The organism is Kosakonia sp. WA-90, assembly GCF_039871955.1.
Taxonomy (GTDB): domain Bacteria; phylum Pseudomonadota; class Gammaproteobacteria; order Enterobacterales; family Enterobacteriaceae; genus Kosakonia; species Kosakonia oryzendophytica.
This window is the reverse complement of the sequence record NZ_JBDPLJ010000001.1, coordinates 338,120-354,667: the sequence shown is the minus strand read 5'-3', so window position 1 is coordinate 354,667 and position 16,548 is coordinate 338,120. Positions and strand designations below refer to the sequence as shown.

At 53.6% G+C, this 16,548-nt stretch carries 18 protein-coding genes; 9 read left to right on the top strand and 9 right to left on the bottom strand.

Annotated features, from left to right (window positions below; genetic code table 11):
* Positions 1 to 59: 59 nt before the first annotated feature.
* On the bottom strand, positions 60 to 809 hold the full coding sequence (gene ydfG / locus ABGA49_RS01555; protein WP_061495607.1) for a bifunctional NADP-dependent 3-hydroxy acid dehydrogenase/3-hydroxypropionate dehydrogenase YdfG: 750 nt from the start codon (positions 807 to 809) through the stop codon (positions 60 to 62).
* A 186-nt stretch (positions 810 to 995) separates the two neighbouring features.
* On the opposite strand from ydfG, the gene dcp reads away from it, so the two are divergent.
* Positions 996 to 3,041 (top strand): peptidyl-dipeptidase Dcp, encoded by a 2,046-nt coding sequence (gene dcp, locus ABGA49_RS01550; RefSeq protein ID WP_347665030.1) that lies wholly within the window; start codon positions 996 to 998, stop codon positions 3,039 to 3,041.
* A gap of 49 nt (positions 3,042 to 3,090) precedes the next feature.
* Here the strand turns inward: dcp and ABGA49_RS01545 are convergent, their stop codons facing one another.
* Positions 3,091 to 3,822 (bottom strand): hypothetical protein, encoded by a 732-nt coding sequence (locus tag ABGA49_RS01545; RefSeq protein ID WP_347665029.1) that lies wholly within the window; start codon positions 3,820 to 3,822, stop codon positions 3,091 to 3,093.
* 533 nt (positions 3,823 to 4,355) lie between these two features.
* On the opposite strand from ABGA49_RS01545, the gene ABGA49_RS01540 reads away from it, so the two are divergent.
* The 3 genes from ABGA49_RS01540 to ABGA49_RS01530 all read left to right on the top strand — a co-directional run bounded on the left by ABGA49_RS01540 (position 4,356) and on the right by ABGA49_RS01530 (position 6,142).
* Positions 4,356 to 5,261 (top strand): flagellin, encoded by a 906-nt coding sequence (locus ABGA49_RS01540; protein ID WP_347665028.1) that lies wholly within the window; start codon positions 4,356 to 4,358, stop codon positions 5,259 to 5,261.
* A 189-nt stretch (positions 5,262 to 5,450) separates the two neighbouring features.
* The gene (locus ABGA49_RS01535; protein ID WP_061495616.1) at positions 5,451 to 5,672 is read left to right on the top strand and encodes a hypothetical protein; all 222 of its coding nucleotides are present in this window, start codon (positions 5,451 to 5,453) and stop codon (positions 5,670 to 5,672) included.
* A 44-nt stretch (positions 5,673 to 5,716) separates the two neighbouring features.
* Positions 5,717 to 6,142 carry a hypothetical protein gene (locus tag ABGA49_RS01530; protein ID WP_061495618.1) on the top strand — a complete coding sequence of 142 codons (426 nt, stop codon included), beginning with the start codon at positions 5,717 to 5,719 and terminating at the stop codon, positions 6,140 to 6,142.
* Between the two features lie 583 nt (positions 6,143 to 6,725).
* Here the strand turns inward: ABGA49_RS01530 and mgtS are convergent.
* The gene (mgtS, locus tag ABGA49_RS01525) at positions 6,726 to 6,821 is read right to left on the bottom strand and encodes a protein MgtS (protein WP_088237490.1); all 96 of its coding nucleotides are present in this window, start codon (positions 6,819 to 6,821) and stop codon (positions 6,726 to 6,728) included.
* 103 nt (positions 6,822 to 6,924) lie between these two features.
* Positions 6,925 to 7,908 (bottom strand): transcriptional regulator FtrA, encoded by a 984-nt coding sequence (ftrA, locus tag ABGA49_RS01520; RefSeq protein ID WP_347665027.1) that lies wholly within the window; start codon positions 7,906 to 7,908, stop codon positions 6,925 to 6,927.
* Between the two features lie 88 nt (positions 7,909 to 7,996).
* Between ftrA and ABGA49_RS01515 the strand changes: the two genes are divergently transcribed.
* Both ABGA49_RS01515 and ABGA49_RS01510 read left to right on the top strand, forming a co-directional pair.
* Complete coding sequence (locus tag ABGA49_RS01515) at positions 7,997 to 8,392, top strand: rhodanese-like domain-containing protein (protein ID WP_061495622.1); 396 nt, start codon at positions 7,997 to 7,999, stop codon at positions 8,390 to 8,392.
* 205 nt (positions 8,393 to 8,597) lie between these two features.
* Complete coding sequence (locus tag ABGA49_RS01510) at positions 8,598 to 9,701, top strand: cobalamin-independent methionine synthase II family protein (RefSeq protein WP_347665026.1); 1,104 nt, start codon at positions 8,598 to 8,600, stop codon at positions 9,699 to 9,701.
* A gap of 34 nt (positions 9,702 to 9,735) precedes the next feature.
* On the opposite strand, the gene ydeE is transcribed toward ABGA49_RS01510, so the two are convergent.
* Positions 9,736 to 10,923 carry an efflux MFS transporter YdeE gene (ydeE, locus tag ABGA49_RS01505; protein ID WP_061495627.1) on the bottom strand — a complete coding sequence of 396 codons (1,188 nt, stop codon included), beginning with the start codon at positions 10,921 to 10,923 and terminating at the stop codon, positions 9,736 to 9,738.
* 195 nt (positions 10,924 to 11,118) lie between these two features.
* On the opposite strand from ydeE, the gene eamA reads away from it, so the two are divergent.
* Positions 11,119 to 12,015: an O-acetylserine/cysteine exporter gene (gene eamA, locus ABGA49_RS01500; RefSeq protein WP_061495629.1), complete on the top strand. Its 897-nt coding sequence runs from the start codon at positions 11,119 to 11,121 to the stop codon at positions 12,013 to 12,015.
* 36 nt (positions 12,016 to 12,051) lie between these two features.
* On the opposite strand, the gene marB is transcribed toward eamA, so the two are convergent.
* Genes marB through marR form a run of 3 tightly spaced genes read right to left on the bottom strand, consistent with a single transcriptional unit; the run spans position 12,052 to position 13,137 of the window.
* Entirely contained in the window at positions 12,052 to 12,270 is a 219-nt protein-coding gene (gene marB, locus ABGA49_RS01495; protein WP_061495631.1) for a multiple antibiotic resistance protein MarB, read from the bottom strand.
* 31 nt (positions 12,271 to 12,301) lie between these two features.
* On the bottom strand, positions 12,302 to 12,685 hold the full coding sequence (gene marA / locus ABGA49_RS01490; protein ID WP_139109669.1) for an MDR efflux pump AcrAB transcriptional activator MarA: 384 nt from the start codon (positions 12,683 to 12,685) through the stop codon (positions 12,302 to 12,304).
* 17 nt (positions 12,686 to 12,702) lie between these two features.
* Entirely contained in the window at positions 12,703 to 13,137 is a 435-nt protein-coding gene (gene marR, locus ABGA49_RS01485) for a multiple antibiotic resistance transcriptional regulator MarR (RefSeq protein ID WP_061495634.1), read from the bottom strand.
* A gap of 244 nt (positions 13,138 to 13,381) precedes the next feature.
* Here marR and ABGA49_RS01480 point away from each other — a divergent pair, with 244 nt between their 5' ends.
* Complete coding sequence (locus ABGA49_RS01480) at positions 13,382 to 14,056, top strand: MarC family NAAT transporter (protein WP_061500014.1); 675 nt, start codon at positions 13,382 to 13,384, stop codon at positions 14,054 to 14,056.
* On the top strand, positions 14,056 to 15,216 hold the full coding sequence (locus ABGA49_RS01475) for an alpha/beta fold hydrolase (protein WP_347665025.1): 1,161 nt from the start codon (positions 14,056 to 14,058) through the stop codon (positions 15,214 to 15,216). The genes ABGA49_RS01480 and ABGA49_RS01475 overlap by 1 nt, the downstream gene beginning before the upstream one ends.
* A gap of 4 nt (positions 15,217 to 15,220) precedes the next feature.
* Here ABGA49_RS01475 and ABGA49_RS01470 read toward each other — a convergent pair whose 3' ends face one another.
* Positions 15,221 to 16,423 (bottom strand): sugar transporter, encoded by a 1,203-nt coding sequence (locus tag ABGA49_RS01470; RefSeq protein ID WP_347665024.1) that lies wholly within the window; start codon positions 16,421 to 16,423, stop codon positions 15,221 to 15,223.
* Between the last annotated feature and the right edge of the window lie 125 nt (positions 16,424 to 16,548).

Genomic DNA, 16,548 nt, shown 5'->3' with positions numbered 1-16,548 from the left:
CTACCATACCATTAATTTTACCCACATCCCATACCCGGCCCGCAGGCCGGGCGAGGGGATTAACCCTGGCGGTGAACGCTAAGCCCCGCGTATGTCTGGCTGACTGGCATCATTTCCAGCGTATTGATATTGACGTGTTTCGGCAGCGTCGCTACCCACCATACCGCTTCGGTCACATCTTCCGGTGTCAAGGCAGTGGTATTTTCGTAGGTTTTGCCGGCTTTATCATCATCGCCCTTAAAGCGCACGTTCGAAAACTCCGTACCGCCAACCAGTCCCGGCTCAAGATTAGTAACGCGCACGGCTGTGCCGCTCAGATCGGTACGCAGGTTCAGACTGAACTGGCGAACAAAGGCTTTACTGGCGCCATAGACGTTGCCTCCCGCGTAAGGCCAGCTACCTGCGGTGGAGCCAATGTTGATCACATGGCCGCGATTGCGCTCCACCATGCCCGGCAGCACGGCGCGGGTCATATAGACCAGGCCTTTGTTATTGGTGTCGATCATCGTTTCCCAGTCATCGACACTGGCTTTATGCGCAGGCTCCAGACCCAGCGCCAGACCGGCGTTATTGACCAGCACGTCAATCTCACGCCACGGTGCTGGCAACGCGGTAATAAACGCCTCGATAGCGGCGCGATTGCGCACATCCAGTTGCGCCGTGTAGAGGTTATCGCCCAGTTCGTCTTTCAGCTCCTGCAAACGTTCCTGGCGGCGCCCTGTCGCAATCACTTTGTGGCCGTTTTGAATGAAACGGCGCGCAATAGCTTCGCCAAAACCTGCCGTTGCCCCGGTAACCAGAATAATCATCTCACTGTTCCTCAACGCTTTTTGTGGTGTTGTACCATAGCATGCGCCGCTGCTGAGCGGTAACGCAAGTTGTCCTACCCTACAGTGTGGCAAAAAACCGTTGCTTGTGTGCAAGGACGAGAAATGATTGCGATGCGCGCGAGGGATGCCTACTCTGAGGAGACTTACCGAATTCAGGAGCGAAATATGTCGGTTACTAATCCTTTCTTTGCCGCCAGTCCGTTGCCTTACCAGGCACCGCAGTTCGACATGATTCAGCAGGAACATTACCGTCCGGCCTTTGATCAAGGCCTGCAACAAAAGCGCAGCGAAATCGCCGCCATTGCGGGTAACCCGGCTGCGGCGGATTTTGATAATACCGTGCTGGCGCTGGAGCGCAGCGGGCAATTGTTAAATCAGGTAACCAGCGTCTTTTTCGCCATGACCTCTGCGCATACCAATGCGTTTTTGCAACAACTGGATGAGGCATTTTCTGCCGAACTGGCGGAGCTGGCGAACGATATCTATCTTGATGACGCATTGTTTGCGCGGGTAGAAACCGTCTGGCAGCAGCGTGATGCCCTCGCGCTCGATGCGGAGTCATTGCGACTGGTTGAGACAACGTATCAACGCTTTGTGCTGGCAGGGGCGACCTTAAGTGCTGACGATAAAGTGACTCTCAAAGCGCTGAATACCGAAGCCGCCACGCTTACCAGTCAGTTTAATCAACGCTTGCTGGCAGCGGATAAAGCAGGCGGACTGGTGGTGGACGACGTGCGCCAGCTCGAAGGGCTGAGCGAAGAGGCGATTGCGGCGGCGGCTGAAGCTGCGTCGGCAAAAGGCCTTGAAAACCGTTGGTTGCTGGCGCTGTTGAACACCACACAACAACCCGCGCTGGCAGCGTTGCGCGATCGGCAAACCCGTGAAAATCTGTTTATGGCGGGTTGGCTACGGACAGAGCACGGTGATGCTAATGACACCCGGGCACTGGTGTTGCGGTTGGTGCAATTACGCGCGCAGCAGGCGGCATTGCTCGGTTTCGCTGACTTCGCCAGCTGGAAAATCGCTGATCAGATGGCGGGTACACCGCAGGCCGCACTGACCTTTATGCGCAATATTGCCCCCGCTGCCCGGGCGCGTGCCGAACGCGAACTGGCGGATATTCAACAGGTGATTGTTGCACAGCAAGGGGGATTTCGCGCACAACCCTGGGACTGGGCGTTTTATGCTGAACAGGTACGGCTGGCGAAATACGATTTAGATGAGTCGCAAATCGCACCCTATTTTGCGCTCAATACCGTGCTCACCGAAGGTGTGTTTTGGGCCGCCAGTGAACTGTTCGGCATCCGTCTGGTTGAACGTTTTGATATTCCGGTTTACCACCCGGATGTGCGCGTATGGGAGATTTTCGACGCCGACGGGCAAGGGCTGGCGCTGTTCTACGGGGATTTCTTCGCACGCGATTCAAAAAGCGGTGGCGCATGGATGGGGAACTTCGTTGAACAGTCGACCCTGCTGGGCACGAAGCCGGTGATTTACAATGTTTGTAATTATCAAAAACCCGCCGCCGGGCAGACCGCGCTGCTCTCCTGGGATGATGTCATCACCCTGTTCCATGAATTTGGTCACACGCTGCACGGTCTGTTTGCCCGACAGCGCTACGCCAGCCTTTCCGGTACCAATACACCGCGTGATTTTGTTGAGTTCCCCTCGCAGATTAATGAGCACTGGGCCAGCCAGCCTCAGGTGTTCAGTCGCTATGCGCGGCACTACAAGAGCGGAGATCCGATGCCGGACGCGCTGCGCGAGAAGATGCTGCGCGCTACACAGTTTAACAAAGGCTACGACATGACCGAACTTCTGAGCGCTGCACTGCTGGATATGAACTGGCACAGTCTGGCGAACGGTACGGCTGTGAATGACGTGGAGAGCTTCGAACAGCAGGCGCTCCAACGCGAGCAGCTTGATCTGGCCGCCGTGCCGCCGCGCTATCGCAGCAGCTATTTTGCCCATATTTTTGGTGGCGGTTATGCCGCGGGTTATTACGCCTACCTGTGGACGCAAATGCTGGCTGATGATGGGTATCAATGGTTCGTTGAGCAGGGGGGATTAACCCGTGAGAACGGGCAAAAATTCCGCGAAGCGATTTTATCGCGCGGGAATAGCACTGATTTAGCTGAACTTTATCGTAACTGGCGCGGCCATGATCCGCAAATTGAACCGATGCTGAAAAACCGTGGATTGAGTGAATAATGCCGAGGCCGGGCGTTGAGCCCGGTTTTTATTTGCGTGTGCCCCAGCCTCAGACGGCCAGCGCCATTTTTTTACCCCACGTCGCTTTATGGGCTTTCACTTCGGCCAGTAAATCCAGCGTTTTGCTCTCGTCCTGCGTAAAATCCACGAGAAAATAGCGGTTAACCCGTTTTAACCAGTTCGCCAAATCCGGGGCGTCCCACCAGGCGAGTTCCAGTAAGGATTCAATCACTTTGTCCGTAAAACGAAAACGCACCAGCCGTGCCGGGCTACCGACATAAATCCCATAGGGCTCTGATGTGAAATTCGGCGGGAGAAGGGAACGCGCGCCAATAATACAGCCATTCTCAATCGTGCCGCCGCCTAACATCATCACTTCGTCACCGATCCAGATATCATTCTTGATAACTGAATGTCCGTATTGCGGCAGCGTCGGGCTTTTCAGTTCAGGATGAATAAACGACAGGATCGACGTCGACATGGCGCGGGTTTCGTGTTGACCATTCAGGATGAATTTTAACCGCAAACCACCGGAAACAAAGCGGCCAACATGCAATGCTTGCGCATCACTGTCATATTTCACTAAGGAGTCAACGCCAAAACCGGAGCACTTACCGATATGCATCGTGCCAATTTGCGACGTATCATCCAGCCAGTTCTGGAAGAAATTTTTAGGCAATGTGCTGAAAAGTCCATCCCGATAAACCAAAACATCAAATTTATTCGCCAGAGGATGGTTAGGATCGAAGCCTAAACAATCGCTATCCGTATCAATATTCATGCGCAATCCGTTAACAATGTAATAAAAATTTGATTTTAAGAAAAAACTTAAGCGGGCGAGTGGTCTTCCAAACAAGAATGAGAATCAAGGCAAAATCAGGTAGGTTTTCTGACCTTCCGCGCTGTGGCGTACAGGGAGTCAAATACCCTTCCTGTCACATATTGTGTGATGGACAGGCCGTATTCCGGTTGCAATACACTTTAAAAAGTTACATAACCCGCCCGGTCATTGACCTTACATACACAAGGGAAATACCGTTAGGCGTGGTGATGAATCCCCCTGCGCGGAGGGGCTACCAGTCGTACCTTTTTGGGATAAGGCGAGTTTGCGGACTGGAGCAGACTCACCGGGAGGCACCCGGCATCACCGTAATCTGTACAGCCAGAGATCTGTTTTGTCGTCGGGTCTCTGGCTGTCGCCGTAAAGCTTCCTAAGAAAATCCTTAAAGCCCTGAAATAATTTGTCGATACATAACCGGAACACCGGTTCATATCGGCAGGAAAGATTATAAAAATTCAGCGCAGGATTCGCTTATGGCCGTCATTAACACCAATACACTCTCACTGATTAACCAAAACAATCTCAGTAAATCGCAGACGGCGTTGGGGTCGTCGATTGAACGCTTATCTTCCGGGGTCCGCATCAACAGCGCGAAAGATGATGCTGCGGGTCAGGCTATTGCCAACCGTTTTACTTCTAATATCAACGGCATGGGTGTTGCTGCGCGTAATGCCAACGACGCCATTTCACTGGCGCAAACGGCGGAAGGCGCACTGAGTGAAATCAACAACAACCTGCAACGTATCCGGGATTTGACCGTCCAGGCGCAAAACAGCTCAAATTCCGCCTCGGATATCGACTCAATCCAGGCGGAAGTGAACGAACGCATGGAAGAGATTAACCGTGTGACCACGCAAACGGATTTCAACGGCATCAAAGTGCTGAACACCAGTTCCGGAACGTTCCGCTATGGCTTCCATGTGGGCACGGAGGACGGTGAGGAAATCGCCATCAGCATGAGCAGCAGCGACAGCTACAACCTCTACGCCAATTCAGGTGCGATTCGCGACGTGTCCGGGGATTTTATCAATGGCAGCGCGCGTAGCACGATGTCGCAAGGCTTTGATGTTCTTCACGGTCTTGTGACCTCCGGCGGCATGACGAGCGGCAGCCCGCTGGCGGCCATCGATGATGCGATTAAAGCGGTCGATACGCAGCGTAGCGCACTGGGTGCTTACCAGAACCGTTTTGAATCGGTGATCAGCAATTTAAGCAATGCCGCGAATAATCTCTCCTCGGCTCGCAGCCGGATCCTGGATTCGGACTATGGTACGGAGGTATCGAACATGTCGCGCGCGCAACTACTCCAGCAGGCGGGAAGCTCGGTGCTGGCGCAGGCCAACCAGGTGCCACAAACCATGCTCTCCTTACTGCGTTAAGTGCTTTTGGCGGCACACTCAATTGTTAAAGTGTGTGCTGCCTCACATTTCGACCCGTGGCATTACCCGCCTCATTAAGTCAAATTAAAAGACCCGATTTTGGAGCTTAACATTCTGTGGCATCACGCAGGCATTACTGGAATGTCTGTGTTAATGTCGAATGCTATTTGAGCAACTGAGGTAACCGACATGACCAAAAATGTAGTGGTAATTCGCGCCGGTGGTAAGGTTGAAAACGTAACCGTGGAAGATAATGCAAAATCGGTTACGTTCAAAAATGAGCAGAGCTCGTTTCTCGAAATTCCCATTGAATCCTGGGATCTTGATGGCGAAACATTTCTTGTCGCCCGATTCTCTGACCTGGTCACTTCGCAGGAAACTGAACAGGCCATCCGTCAATTCTACTCATAACAACCGCCTGCGGGCGGTTTTCAATACCAGATGCGGAGATCAAAATGGAAAATCAACGTGAAGTGCCCGCGGCAATAACGCCCACGATCAGTACGCAGGACAGCGCCTTATCTCACCTGGTATCCTGTGCGAATTTAGGTGCGGGAATGGTGGTCACGCTGGTTGTCGACGGTCAGGTTGTCGCCGGAGAACTGGTTTCCGGGCAGGAGTATGCCTTATTTACCGCCAAAGCGATCCGCTCTGTTCCCGGCGATGAATCGGTGACAAACTCTATCGCCCGGTTCTTTGACGATCTGGCTGAAGATTATCGCGTTGACGATGACCATGTTATTCCACTTAATTATTTGCATATTAAAGATCCGTCATGGATGACCGGAAATGCGGGGTGGACCAGCGTTAAAGGAACCATATTACGCGTGCATATTGCGAAGGTGAGCGGTTTTTCTTTAGGCAAAGCCAAAAACGCGTAACGGAATATGTCAATAAAAGGGCCTCAACAAGAGGCCCTTACTCTATTACCTGCTTCGGCCACCTTTTCCTTCGTAGCACGGGAATACAGGATTTTGCCGTCAGTCTCGTACCACAAACCGAGCAAATTGCACCATGAGGCTGATGCCGGCCCGGGCAGAATGTCGTGAATAAAAATTTTTGACTGCTGCAAACCGGGCATTGAAATTTAATATTGGGGATAACCCCTCCGGCCTGTTGAATGGAAAGCTGAAGTTAACACAATAAGTTCATTCTGAAAGATATATCGTCAGTGATTTCAACAGTAAAACGTTTCGCTGACGGAAATATTCCGCCCACAACCCTCACGCAGTAAGCGCGATGTGGTTTTTTCCGTTTAGATACCGTTGAGGATGGCGATGTTAAATTATGTACGATCCGTTAACCAGATCGTTTGAGTTAGCGTATAAAGCAAAACATAAAACTATCCATGCAAGCATTGACCGCCGTTATCTGGCGGTTTTTTTTTGTTCATCAGCCAGAAAAAGAAACGGCCCTTTACGTTTTGCGTAAAGGGCCGTCGCGGTGGGGGATTATCGTCGTTCATCAGTCATCCCATTTATGGCTAAAATAAGCAGCCAGAAAACCAGAAAACAATACAATTCCCAGTACTGCGATAAATACGTGCATATTTCCCATCATGTTAAACCTCCATCTAATGTACGAACTGACCTCTCTTACCTTAATTTGCCGCGATGGAGATATATTAACCGGGTAAATCTAAATAAAAGCTGAATAGTGTGAATTATTTCGTGGGAAGCGTAAATTTCTTCCGATACATCGCCGGGGAAATACCGTGCTGTTGGTGAAAATGGTGACGTAATGATGCGGCATTGCCAAATCCACTATGCCCGGCGATAAGATCAATACTCATCCGCGACGTGACCAGCAACTCCTGTGCGCGCAGGAGCCGTTCCTGTAAAATCCAGCGCTGTGGCGTGGTTCCGGTAGACTCCTGAAAACGGCGTAAAAAGGTACGTGGGCTCATGCCTGTGCGCTGTGCCAGCGAGGTAACCGTATGTGGCTGTGCCAGCTGTTGGTGGAGAAAATCGAACAACTGCCCCAGTTGCTTACTCTCCCGGGTTCGGGCTACCGGGCGGGTGAGGTGCTGCGTTTGCGAACCATCGCGGTGCGGCTGTACCACAAGGCGCTGTGCGACAAGATTGGCTATTTCGATACCAAAGTCTTGTCGCACCACGTGCAGACACAGGTCGATACCTGCCGCGCTACCGGCAGACGTCATCACGTTTCCCTCATCGTAATAGAGCGCATCTTCCAGCACATCTATTGCCGGATAGTGCTCACGCAGCAGCGGCGTGTAGCGCCAGTGGGTGGTCGCTTTACGCCCGTTCAACAGGCCGGCAGCCGCCAGCACAAAGACACCGGAACAGATTGAGATGATGCGGCAACCCCGCAGGCTGGCTGTCCGCAAGGCAGCGCACAATGTCTCAGGAACCGGCATTTGCGCGCCGCGCCAGCCGGGAACCACAATCGTGTCAGCAGTGGCGAGCAGCGCCAGCCCCCCCTCCGTCAGGACGCGAATACCGCCCGTGGCGCGAAGCTCACCTTCTTCTATGGCCGCCACCGCAAAGCTGTACCAGCTATCGCCCATCTCCGGGCGTGGCAGACCAAAAATCTCCACGGCCACGCCAAACTCAAATGTGCACAGGCCATCGTAGGCGAGGGCAATAACGCGATGGCGCGATGCAGTACGTCGTAAAGTTGTCATTATCCTGGTGTTATCTGGCATAGAGACGGGCAGTGAGATTGTATTGTTTTGGTTAGAGTAGTGTTAACACAAACACGGAGAAAGCACTATGAGCTATGTGACCGATATTCCCGCCGCTTCGCCGGAAGAAGCCGCCAGCCACTTTATGCACCGCCTGAGCGTAGAAACCGATTGTGCGGATGTGCACCATGCCATCAGCCAGCAGGATCAGGATTTTGTGTTGTTACACGTAGTGGGTAGCCCTGAAACGTTTGCCCGTCGCCATCTCCCCGGCGCGCTGCATTTACCGCACAGCCAGATGACTCCGGAGCGTATGGCACAGTGGCCAGCAGACACATTGTTTGTTGTCTATTGCGCCGGGCCGCACTGCAACGGTGCCGATCGCGCGGCGCTGAAACTGGCGCGGATGGGGCTGGCGGTGAAAATTATGCTCGGTGGGATCACCGGCTGGGAAGATGAAGGCTATACTTTTGCCCACGGGTAAGGCCCTGATGCGAGCTAAGCATGAGAGTTTCATCTTCGTGCACTCAAGTTGAAATTTATTCATGGCCCGTGAATTTTTCTCGTTTGCGGTCAGCGGCCCGGTGTGACATTTTATTTGGACATTTAGCCGTCCAGAAGGCTAAAAATTCAAATAATGAATTATCACGCCGGGTAACCATCTGCCCAGGCGCACGAGGAGAAGCAGTATGCAGCGACATCAGGCCCCATTCCGCGCTGACGTAGTCGGCAGTTTTTTACGTCCGGACGCCATTAAACAGGCGCGTCAGCAGTTTGCTCAGGGTGACATCACCGCACAGCAGTTGCGCAGTGTGGAAGATGAAGCCATTCGTCAGGTTGTTGAGCAACAGTGCGCCTGCGGTCTGCATGTGGTGACCGACGGTGAGTTTCGCCGTGCATGGTGGCATTTTGACTTCTTCGACGGTCTGGAAGGTGTGGAGCGCTATGACGCTGATAAAGGTATTCAATTTAATGGCGTGCAAACCAAAGCGCACGGCGTACGGGTGATCGACAAACTGCGTTTCGGCAATCACCCGATGCTGGCGGATTTTCGTTATCTGAAAAGCATCAGCGGCAATGCCCAGCCGAAGATGACCATTCCCAGCCCGAGCGTGCTGCACTTCCGCGGCGGACGTAAAGATATCGACGCGACAGTCTATCCGCATCTGGATGCCTATTTTGATGACCTGGCGACCACCTGGCGCGACGCGATCCACGCGTTTTACGCCGCAGGTTGCCGCTATTTGCAACTGGATGACACCGTCTGGGCCTATCTGTGTTCTGACGATCAGCGTCGACAAATCCGTGAGCGTGGCGACGATCCGGATGCGCTGGCACGCATTTACGCCCGGGTGATTAACCAGGCACTGGAAGGCAAGCCGGAGGATTTAACCGTCGGGCTGCATGTTTGTCGTGGTAACTTCCGCTCCACCTGGATTTCGGAAGGGGGCTATGAGCCGGTAGCGGAAGTGCTATTTGGCAGCGTCAATGTTGATGCCTTCTTTCTCGAATATGACAATGACCGCTCCGGCGATTTTGCACCGCTGCGTTTTGTCCGCCCCGGCAAACAGCAAGTGGTGCTGGGCCTGATCACCACCAAGAATGGCGAGCTGGAAAACCCGGAGGGTATCAAGGAGCGTATTCAGGAAGCAGCGAAATTTGTCGACATCAACCAGATTTGCCTCAGCCCGCAGTGCGGTTTTGCCTCAACGGAAGAGGGCAATACCCTGACGCCAGCACAACAGTGGGACAAGGTTCGGCTGGTGACGCAGATTGCCGAACAGGTGTGGTAAGCGTGGGACACCGGCGCGTAACGCGCCGGTTTTTTTATTGCGTCTGCACAACGCCCCACGGGCGGATTTGCATCCCCCGTATCATCATCAGCCAGGCCAGCACAATGGTGATTATTAAAATAATAAACAGTGACCAGGCGGGTAACGTGGTCAAAATAATGCCGGTGATTAAGGGATTCATTGCCGCACCGAGCCAGCCCAGCGCCTGAGCCGAGAAGTAGGTGGCTTTCATTCCCGCTGGCGCAATGTTGTCGATCAGCAGGTATTCGCCTGGCGCGTAGATCACCTCACCCAGCGTGAAAACGGCGGCGGAAAGCCCCCACAGCCACAGATTGTTGCCGGACAACATAAAGCCGAGCAGACCTATCATAAAACATACCGTACCGGTCGCCATCAGCGGGCGCAGGTTAGCGGCGTTGAGTTTTCGCCCTACGGCATATTGAAGCGTGACCACCACGGCGGCATTAACCGGCAGCACCACGGCGACCACACGCTCAGCGAAATCACTGCTTGCCACGGCCATAACATACTGGGAGAGGCAGGAAGCGAAAGAACCGGCAACAAACGAGGCGAGGAAGTTCGACAGCGTGAACCAGCCGAGCGCTTTGTCTTTCAGTAATACTGAGGGTTGCCAGACTGCCGGGCCGTCTGTGCCTGCGCCTTGGGCCACACGCCTGACATAGAACTGAATAAACACCAGCGGGAACGCGGCGCACACTGCCGCCAGCCAGAACGGCAGATTGATGCTCTGCATCACCAATAGGGTGCCGAGCGGGGGGCCGACGGTCCAGCCAATATTCAGCACGGTGTAGTTTAGCGAGAAGATCTTCGCCTTCGCTGTCGGGGTAAGCGTATCGGCAAAATAGGCTTTCAGTACGGTGGAAAACACCGAGTATGCGCAGTTAATCAGGGCAAAAAACAGCACCACCAGTCCTGCATGATCGACCAGCGGAATGGCGGCGAAACCGACGATAAACGCGGTAATCGCGAGCAACATATAGCGCTTTTTATCGAACTTATCCGCCAGCATGCCGAAACCGAGGCTAAAGACCACGCCAATGGTCAGCGCAAGCGTCATGGCGTAACCAACCTGATCGACCGCCATGCCATACTGGCGATTGAGGTAAATGGTCATAAAGGGCAGCGTCGCGCCGCGCCCGATGGTGAGTAACAGCGATGAGGCCAGCAAAGCGGCGGTAGAGCGTGTTTGCGTTGAGATCATTGGCTTATCCGACATGCGTGTTGTTATATTTTTTTGTGATGTATACAGCAATAACATGCATAAAGTGCGAAGTACACCCGCATGTTTGTCGCGAAATGCCTTAACTGACCTACCTGATTTAATGATCTGTCGCTGTACATTTTTTTGCGTTAACGTAAATTTTTTACAAAATTTTAAACTACACAGGGGCGAAGAATGGCGCGTAAAGATGTCCTGCTGGCGATGTTGGTAGTGGTGGCGTGGGGGCTTAACTTTGTGGTCATAAAAGTCGGTCTGCACGCTATGCCGCCATTAATGCTGGCAGGTTTGCGCTTTGTACTGGTGGCGTTTCCGGCGCTGTTGTTTGTGGCGCGTCCCAAAATCCCACTCTCTTTACTGTTGGGGTATGGACTGACCATCAGCTTTGGGCAATTTGCTTTTCTGTTTTGCGCCATCAAGTTTGGTATGCCCGCCGGTCTGGCTTCGCTGGTGCTACAGGCGCAGGCATTTTTTACCATCGTCCTTGGCGCGGGCGTGTTTGGCGAACGCTTACAGGCGAAACAGCTGGTCGGGATAACGCTGGCTATTCTCGGTGTGCTGGTGCTGATTGAGTCAAGCCTCACCGGGCAGCATGTGCCGATGGTCGGTTTCATCCTCACCCTGGCCGGGGCATTTAGCTGGGCCTGCGGCAATATCTTCAATAAAAAAATTATGCAGCACACATCCCGGCCCGCGGTGATGTCGCTGGTGGTGTGGAGTGCACTGATCCCGATTGTTCCGTTTATGCTGGCGTCGCTCGTCGTCGACGGTCCGGCTGCTATCCTGCAAAGCCTGGTGAGTATTGATGTGACAACGCTGTTGTCGCTGGTCTATCTGGCGTTTGTCGCCACCATTATCGGTTACGGTATTTGGGGATCCCTGTTGGGACGCTATGAAACCTGGCGTGTGGCGCCGCTGTCTTTGCTGGTGCCGGTGGTGGGGATGGCGAGCGCGGCGTTGCTGCTGGGCGAAACGTTGTCGGTATGGCAACTGCTCGGAGCATTATTGGTGATGGCAGGGCTCTATATCAATGTGTTTGGTTTTCGTTTACGTCGTGCGGTGCAGGCAGGATAAGCGAGAAAAAGCCCCGCAGTGTGCGGGGCAAAACGGTTAGCCGCGCTGATTGTAATACGGCACGCCTAATTCGTCGGATTTGTCGCTCCCCGCGCCCATATGGTTAAAATCATACGGCGAGGTTTGTTGGGCAGCGGCGGGTAAAATCATCGTGTCGCGCGCGTTCTGCTGCGCGGGATGATTAAATTGCTCCGCATAACTCTGGCCGGAAACCAACACCAGCAGGGTGACGGCGGCACAGGCGATACGTTTCATACTTTCCTCGATACGTCTTTAAAACAGGCGATTAGCAACTACAGTGATTGAGTGGCAGGAGATACCGGGATTCTCCGGGCATATCCGTGACACGGAATTTATGCGGCGGCACGTCGAAATAGTTCTTAAACGTGCGGGTCAGGGTTTGTTGCGATTCAAACCCATAACGCTCTGCCAGATACAGGATCGGTTCGTTGCTCTCCTTGAGCTTTTGCGCAATTTCCGTCAGCTTGCGGCTGCGAATGTATTGGCCCAGCGAATGACCAGTCTCTTTTTTAAACATCCGTTGCAGGTGCCACTTGGAGTAACCGGAACGCTCTGACACTTTTTCCAGTGACAGCGGTGATTCCAGGTTATCCTCGATCCAGTCCAAAATGCTATGAATGGTAATAGCGTCAGTATTGCGTCTGGACATCGTCATACCTCTTTGTTTTACGGCAATATTTTCTTAAGCAAATGCTCAAGTGTTGCCACTTCTTCTGCCGTTAAGTTTTTTGTTAATTCCTGATGCAGGTTTTGCCCTACCAATTGATGACATTGCTCACATAATGCTGCGCCGTCGGCCGTTAACTGCACCAACACGCCGCGCTTGTCATGTGGATTCGGGTTACGTTCGATCCAGCCTTTACACACCAGTCTGTCCAGCATGCGAGTCAGGGCGCCGAGATCGACAGAAAGCACTTTTTTTAGTTCCACCGGGGTAATGCACACCTGGCAGCGGATAGAACAGAGCACCTTAAATTGGGTGGCTGTCACATCCAGCGGCGACAGATAGTCGTTCAGTAAACGATCTTTTTTTTGGTTAACCATGTGGATCAAACGGCCAAGAGGAATGATGTCGTTAAATAGATCATTCGTACTTTTCACAATGGTTGCCCCGGCAAGTAGATTAGTCACGGCAGATATTATTGCTCAGGCAAATATAAGTCAACCGAATGAGTTGACCGATGCCACTATTTGCTAAAACACGGGAGGATGTAAAAAAATTACCAGCGTAAACAATCTAATAGCTTTATTTTTTCGTGCTGTGACCATCCGCAAACCCTGCTTTCGCCGTCGCGTTAAGGCTATACTGCGAACGTTTTGACCCCCTCAAGGAGTGATGCGCATTATGCTGGAATTAGTGAAAGTGATTGGCCTCGGGCTGGTGGTATTGTTGCCGCTGGCAAACCCGCTAACCACCGTCGCGCTGTTTTTAGGGCTGGCGGGGAATATGAACAGCGCTCAACGCAACCAGCAGGCGCTGATGGCATCGGTCTATGTGTTCATCATTATGATGGTGGCGTATTACGCCGGGCAGCTGGTGATGAGCACCTTCGGCATTTCGATCCCGGGATTACGCATCGCCGGTGGGTTGATTGTTGCCTTTATTGGTTTTCGCATGCTATTTCCGCAGCAAAAGCCGCACGAGTCGCCGGAAGCCAAAACCAAATCTGAAGAGCTGCAAGATGAGCCTGGCGCCAATATCGCCTTTGTGCCGCTGGCGATGCCCAGTACCGCCGGGCCAGGCACCATTGCGATGATCATCAGCTCTGCGTCGACGATCCGCCACGGCACAGCGTTCCCTGCGTGGATTATCACCGTTGCGCCGCCGCTTGTTTTTGCCATTGTGGCCGTTATCCTGTGGGCAAGCTTGCGTAGCTCCGGCGCGATTATGCGGCTGGTGGGAAAGGGCGGCATTGAGGCTATCTCCCGGCTGATGGGTTTTTTGCTGGTCTGTATGGGCGTGCAATTTATCATTAACGGGGTGCTGGAAATTATCACCACCTTTCATGCAGGGGCATAATGGGAACGCGTATCGGGTTTGCCATGATTGCGCTCAGTCTGCTGCTGGTAGGCTGCCAACAGCGAGCGGTCGTTGAGGCACCGCTCGGGCAAAAAAGCTTTACCAGCTATCAGCAGCAAACCCGTGCGTTTGTTGCCGCACACCGCGCTTTTCAGACGCTGGATAAAAATGCCGAATTGCAGTTAAACACGCCGCAGGAGTGGCGCCCTGCGTCACCCGCGCGCAAGGGCATTTTGCTGATCCACGGACTGGGCGATGGCCCCGCCTCGTTTGTGGATATTGCACCGCAACTGGCGAAACAGGGTTTTCTGGTGCGCACGGTGTTGCTGCCAGGGCACGGTACGCGGCCTGCCGATCTGTTGAGTGTCAGCGCCGATCAGTGGCGCGAAGTGGTGCAAGAGCAGGCGGATATTCTCGCAAAAGAGGTGGATTCGCTGTGGGTCGGTGGGTTTTCAACCGGTGGTAATCTGGCACTGGATTATGCCATGACGCATCATGACAGCGTGCAGGGGCTACTCTTATTCTCTCCGGCCTTCAAGTCCAGTACTGGCTATGATTTCCTTGCGCCGACGGTCGCGCTGTTTCGCGACTGGCTACGCCCGCCAGGCACCCTTTTTCCCCAGCAGATCGCCACGCGCTATTTACGCGTTCCGACGAATGGCTTTGCGCAGTTCTGGTGGACAGCGGCCCGTGCGCAGGACTGGCTGGCGCAAAAGGCCTGGGACAAACCCGCGCTACTGGTGCTGGCTGAGCACGATTCGGTGCTGAATACCCGTTGGATCCTTGAGCATTTTGACCGCAGTTTTACCCACCCCGCGAGCCGGGTCATTTGGTACGGTACACCGCCGGTAGGCGTGGTAAAAGCGCCGCGAATCCTGGTGAAAACCGATGTCCTGCCGCAAGATCGCATCAGCCAGTTTTCCCATATGTCGGTCCTCTTCTCACCGCAAAACCCGCTCTATGGGCGCAAAGGCAGCGTGGTATTGTGCGCGAACGGGCAGCCGGAAGCCGTAGCCAGACGTTGCCTGGCGGGAGAAGAAGTGTGGTATTCCGATTGGGGGTTGGTCGAGCCGGATAAAATTCATGCCCGGCTGACCTGGAATCCGTGGTTTGACTGGCAAACCACGGTGATGGATTCGGTCATTTCGCAGCAGATGTAATGACTTACGAGTGACTGGGGCTGGTCTGTTCTTCCAGTTTTACCGGCCAGCGGCGGAAAATCAATACGGACCACACCAGCGCGGCAACCGCCGGGATCGCCCCGGCATAGCCGATGGCGTCCATCGACCAGTGCAGGCTTATCTGATTCCCCACCAGCGCGCCGGCGCCGATGCCGATATTGAAAATGCCGGAAAAGAGCGACATCGCTACGTCAGTGGCATCCGGGGCCAGCGCCAGCACTTTGACCTGCATACCCAGCCCGATAACCATGATGGCGATACCCCAGAAAATGCTCAGTACCGCCAGATGTATTTCGCTACCGGATGCCGGTAACATCAGCACCAGTGAGGCAACCAGCATCGCAATAGCGCCACTGATCAGCCCGGATGCATGCTGATTGCCGAGTTTACCAAACAGTACGCTACCAATGATCCCCGCGCCGCCAAGCAGCAACAACAGCACCGTAGCGAAGTTGGCGCTAAAGCCCGCAACGTTCTGCACAAACGGCTCGATATAGCTGTACGCCGTATAATGGGCAGTGACCACGACCACGGTCAGCAGATAAATGCACATCAATGCCGGGCGACGGAACAGCAGCGGCAGGCTTTTCAGTGAGCCGGAATGTTCACTTGGCAGTTTTGGCAGCAGTTTGACCAGGCAGACCAGCGTAATTAATGCGCCCAGGCCGATGGCAAAAAAGGTGGTGCGCCAGCCGAAATATTGCCCGACCACGCGACCAATTGGCAGCCCCAGCACCATGGCCAGCGCGGTGCCGGTGGCGATCAGGCTTAACGCCTGCGCCCGTTTGCCCGCCGGGGCGAGGCGAATAGCCAGTGACGCAGTGATCGACCAGAAAATGGCATGTGCGAAGGCAATACCGATGCGGCTCAGTACCAGCGCCTCGAAATTCCATGCCAGGAAGGAGAGAACATGGCTGGCAATAAACAGCACAAATAAGCCAATCAACAGCTTACGGCGTTCAATCTGGCTGGTCAGCAGCATAAATGGCAGCGACATCAACGCCACCACCCATGCGTAAATGGTCAACATGATCCCCACCTGCGCGGTCTCCATGTCGAAGCTTTGCGCAATGTCTGACAGCAGCCCAACGGGGACGAATTCGGTGGTGTTAAAAATAAAAGCGGCAACGGCAAGCGTTACCACCCGTAGCCACGCGACTTTTCGTGAAACCGTATTCGTTGTCATAAAAATGTTTAGCCAGGTGATGGAAAAGGGAGAGGGCGTGATCTTAAGGCTTTTGCTGGCGAAAATACAAACAATTTGTGATGCAGATCTCATTTTGTGGCGAGATGGAAAATACCCATTGCATC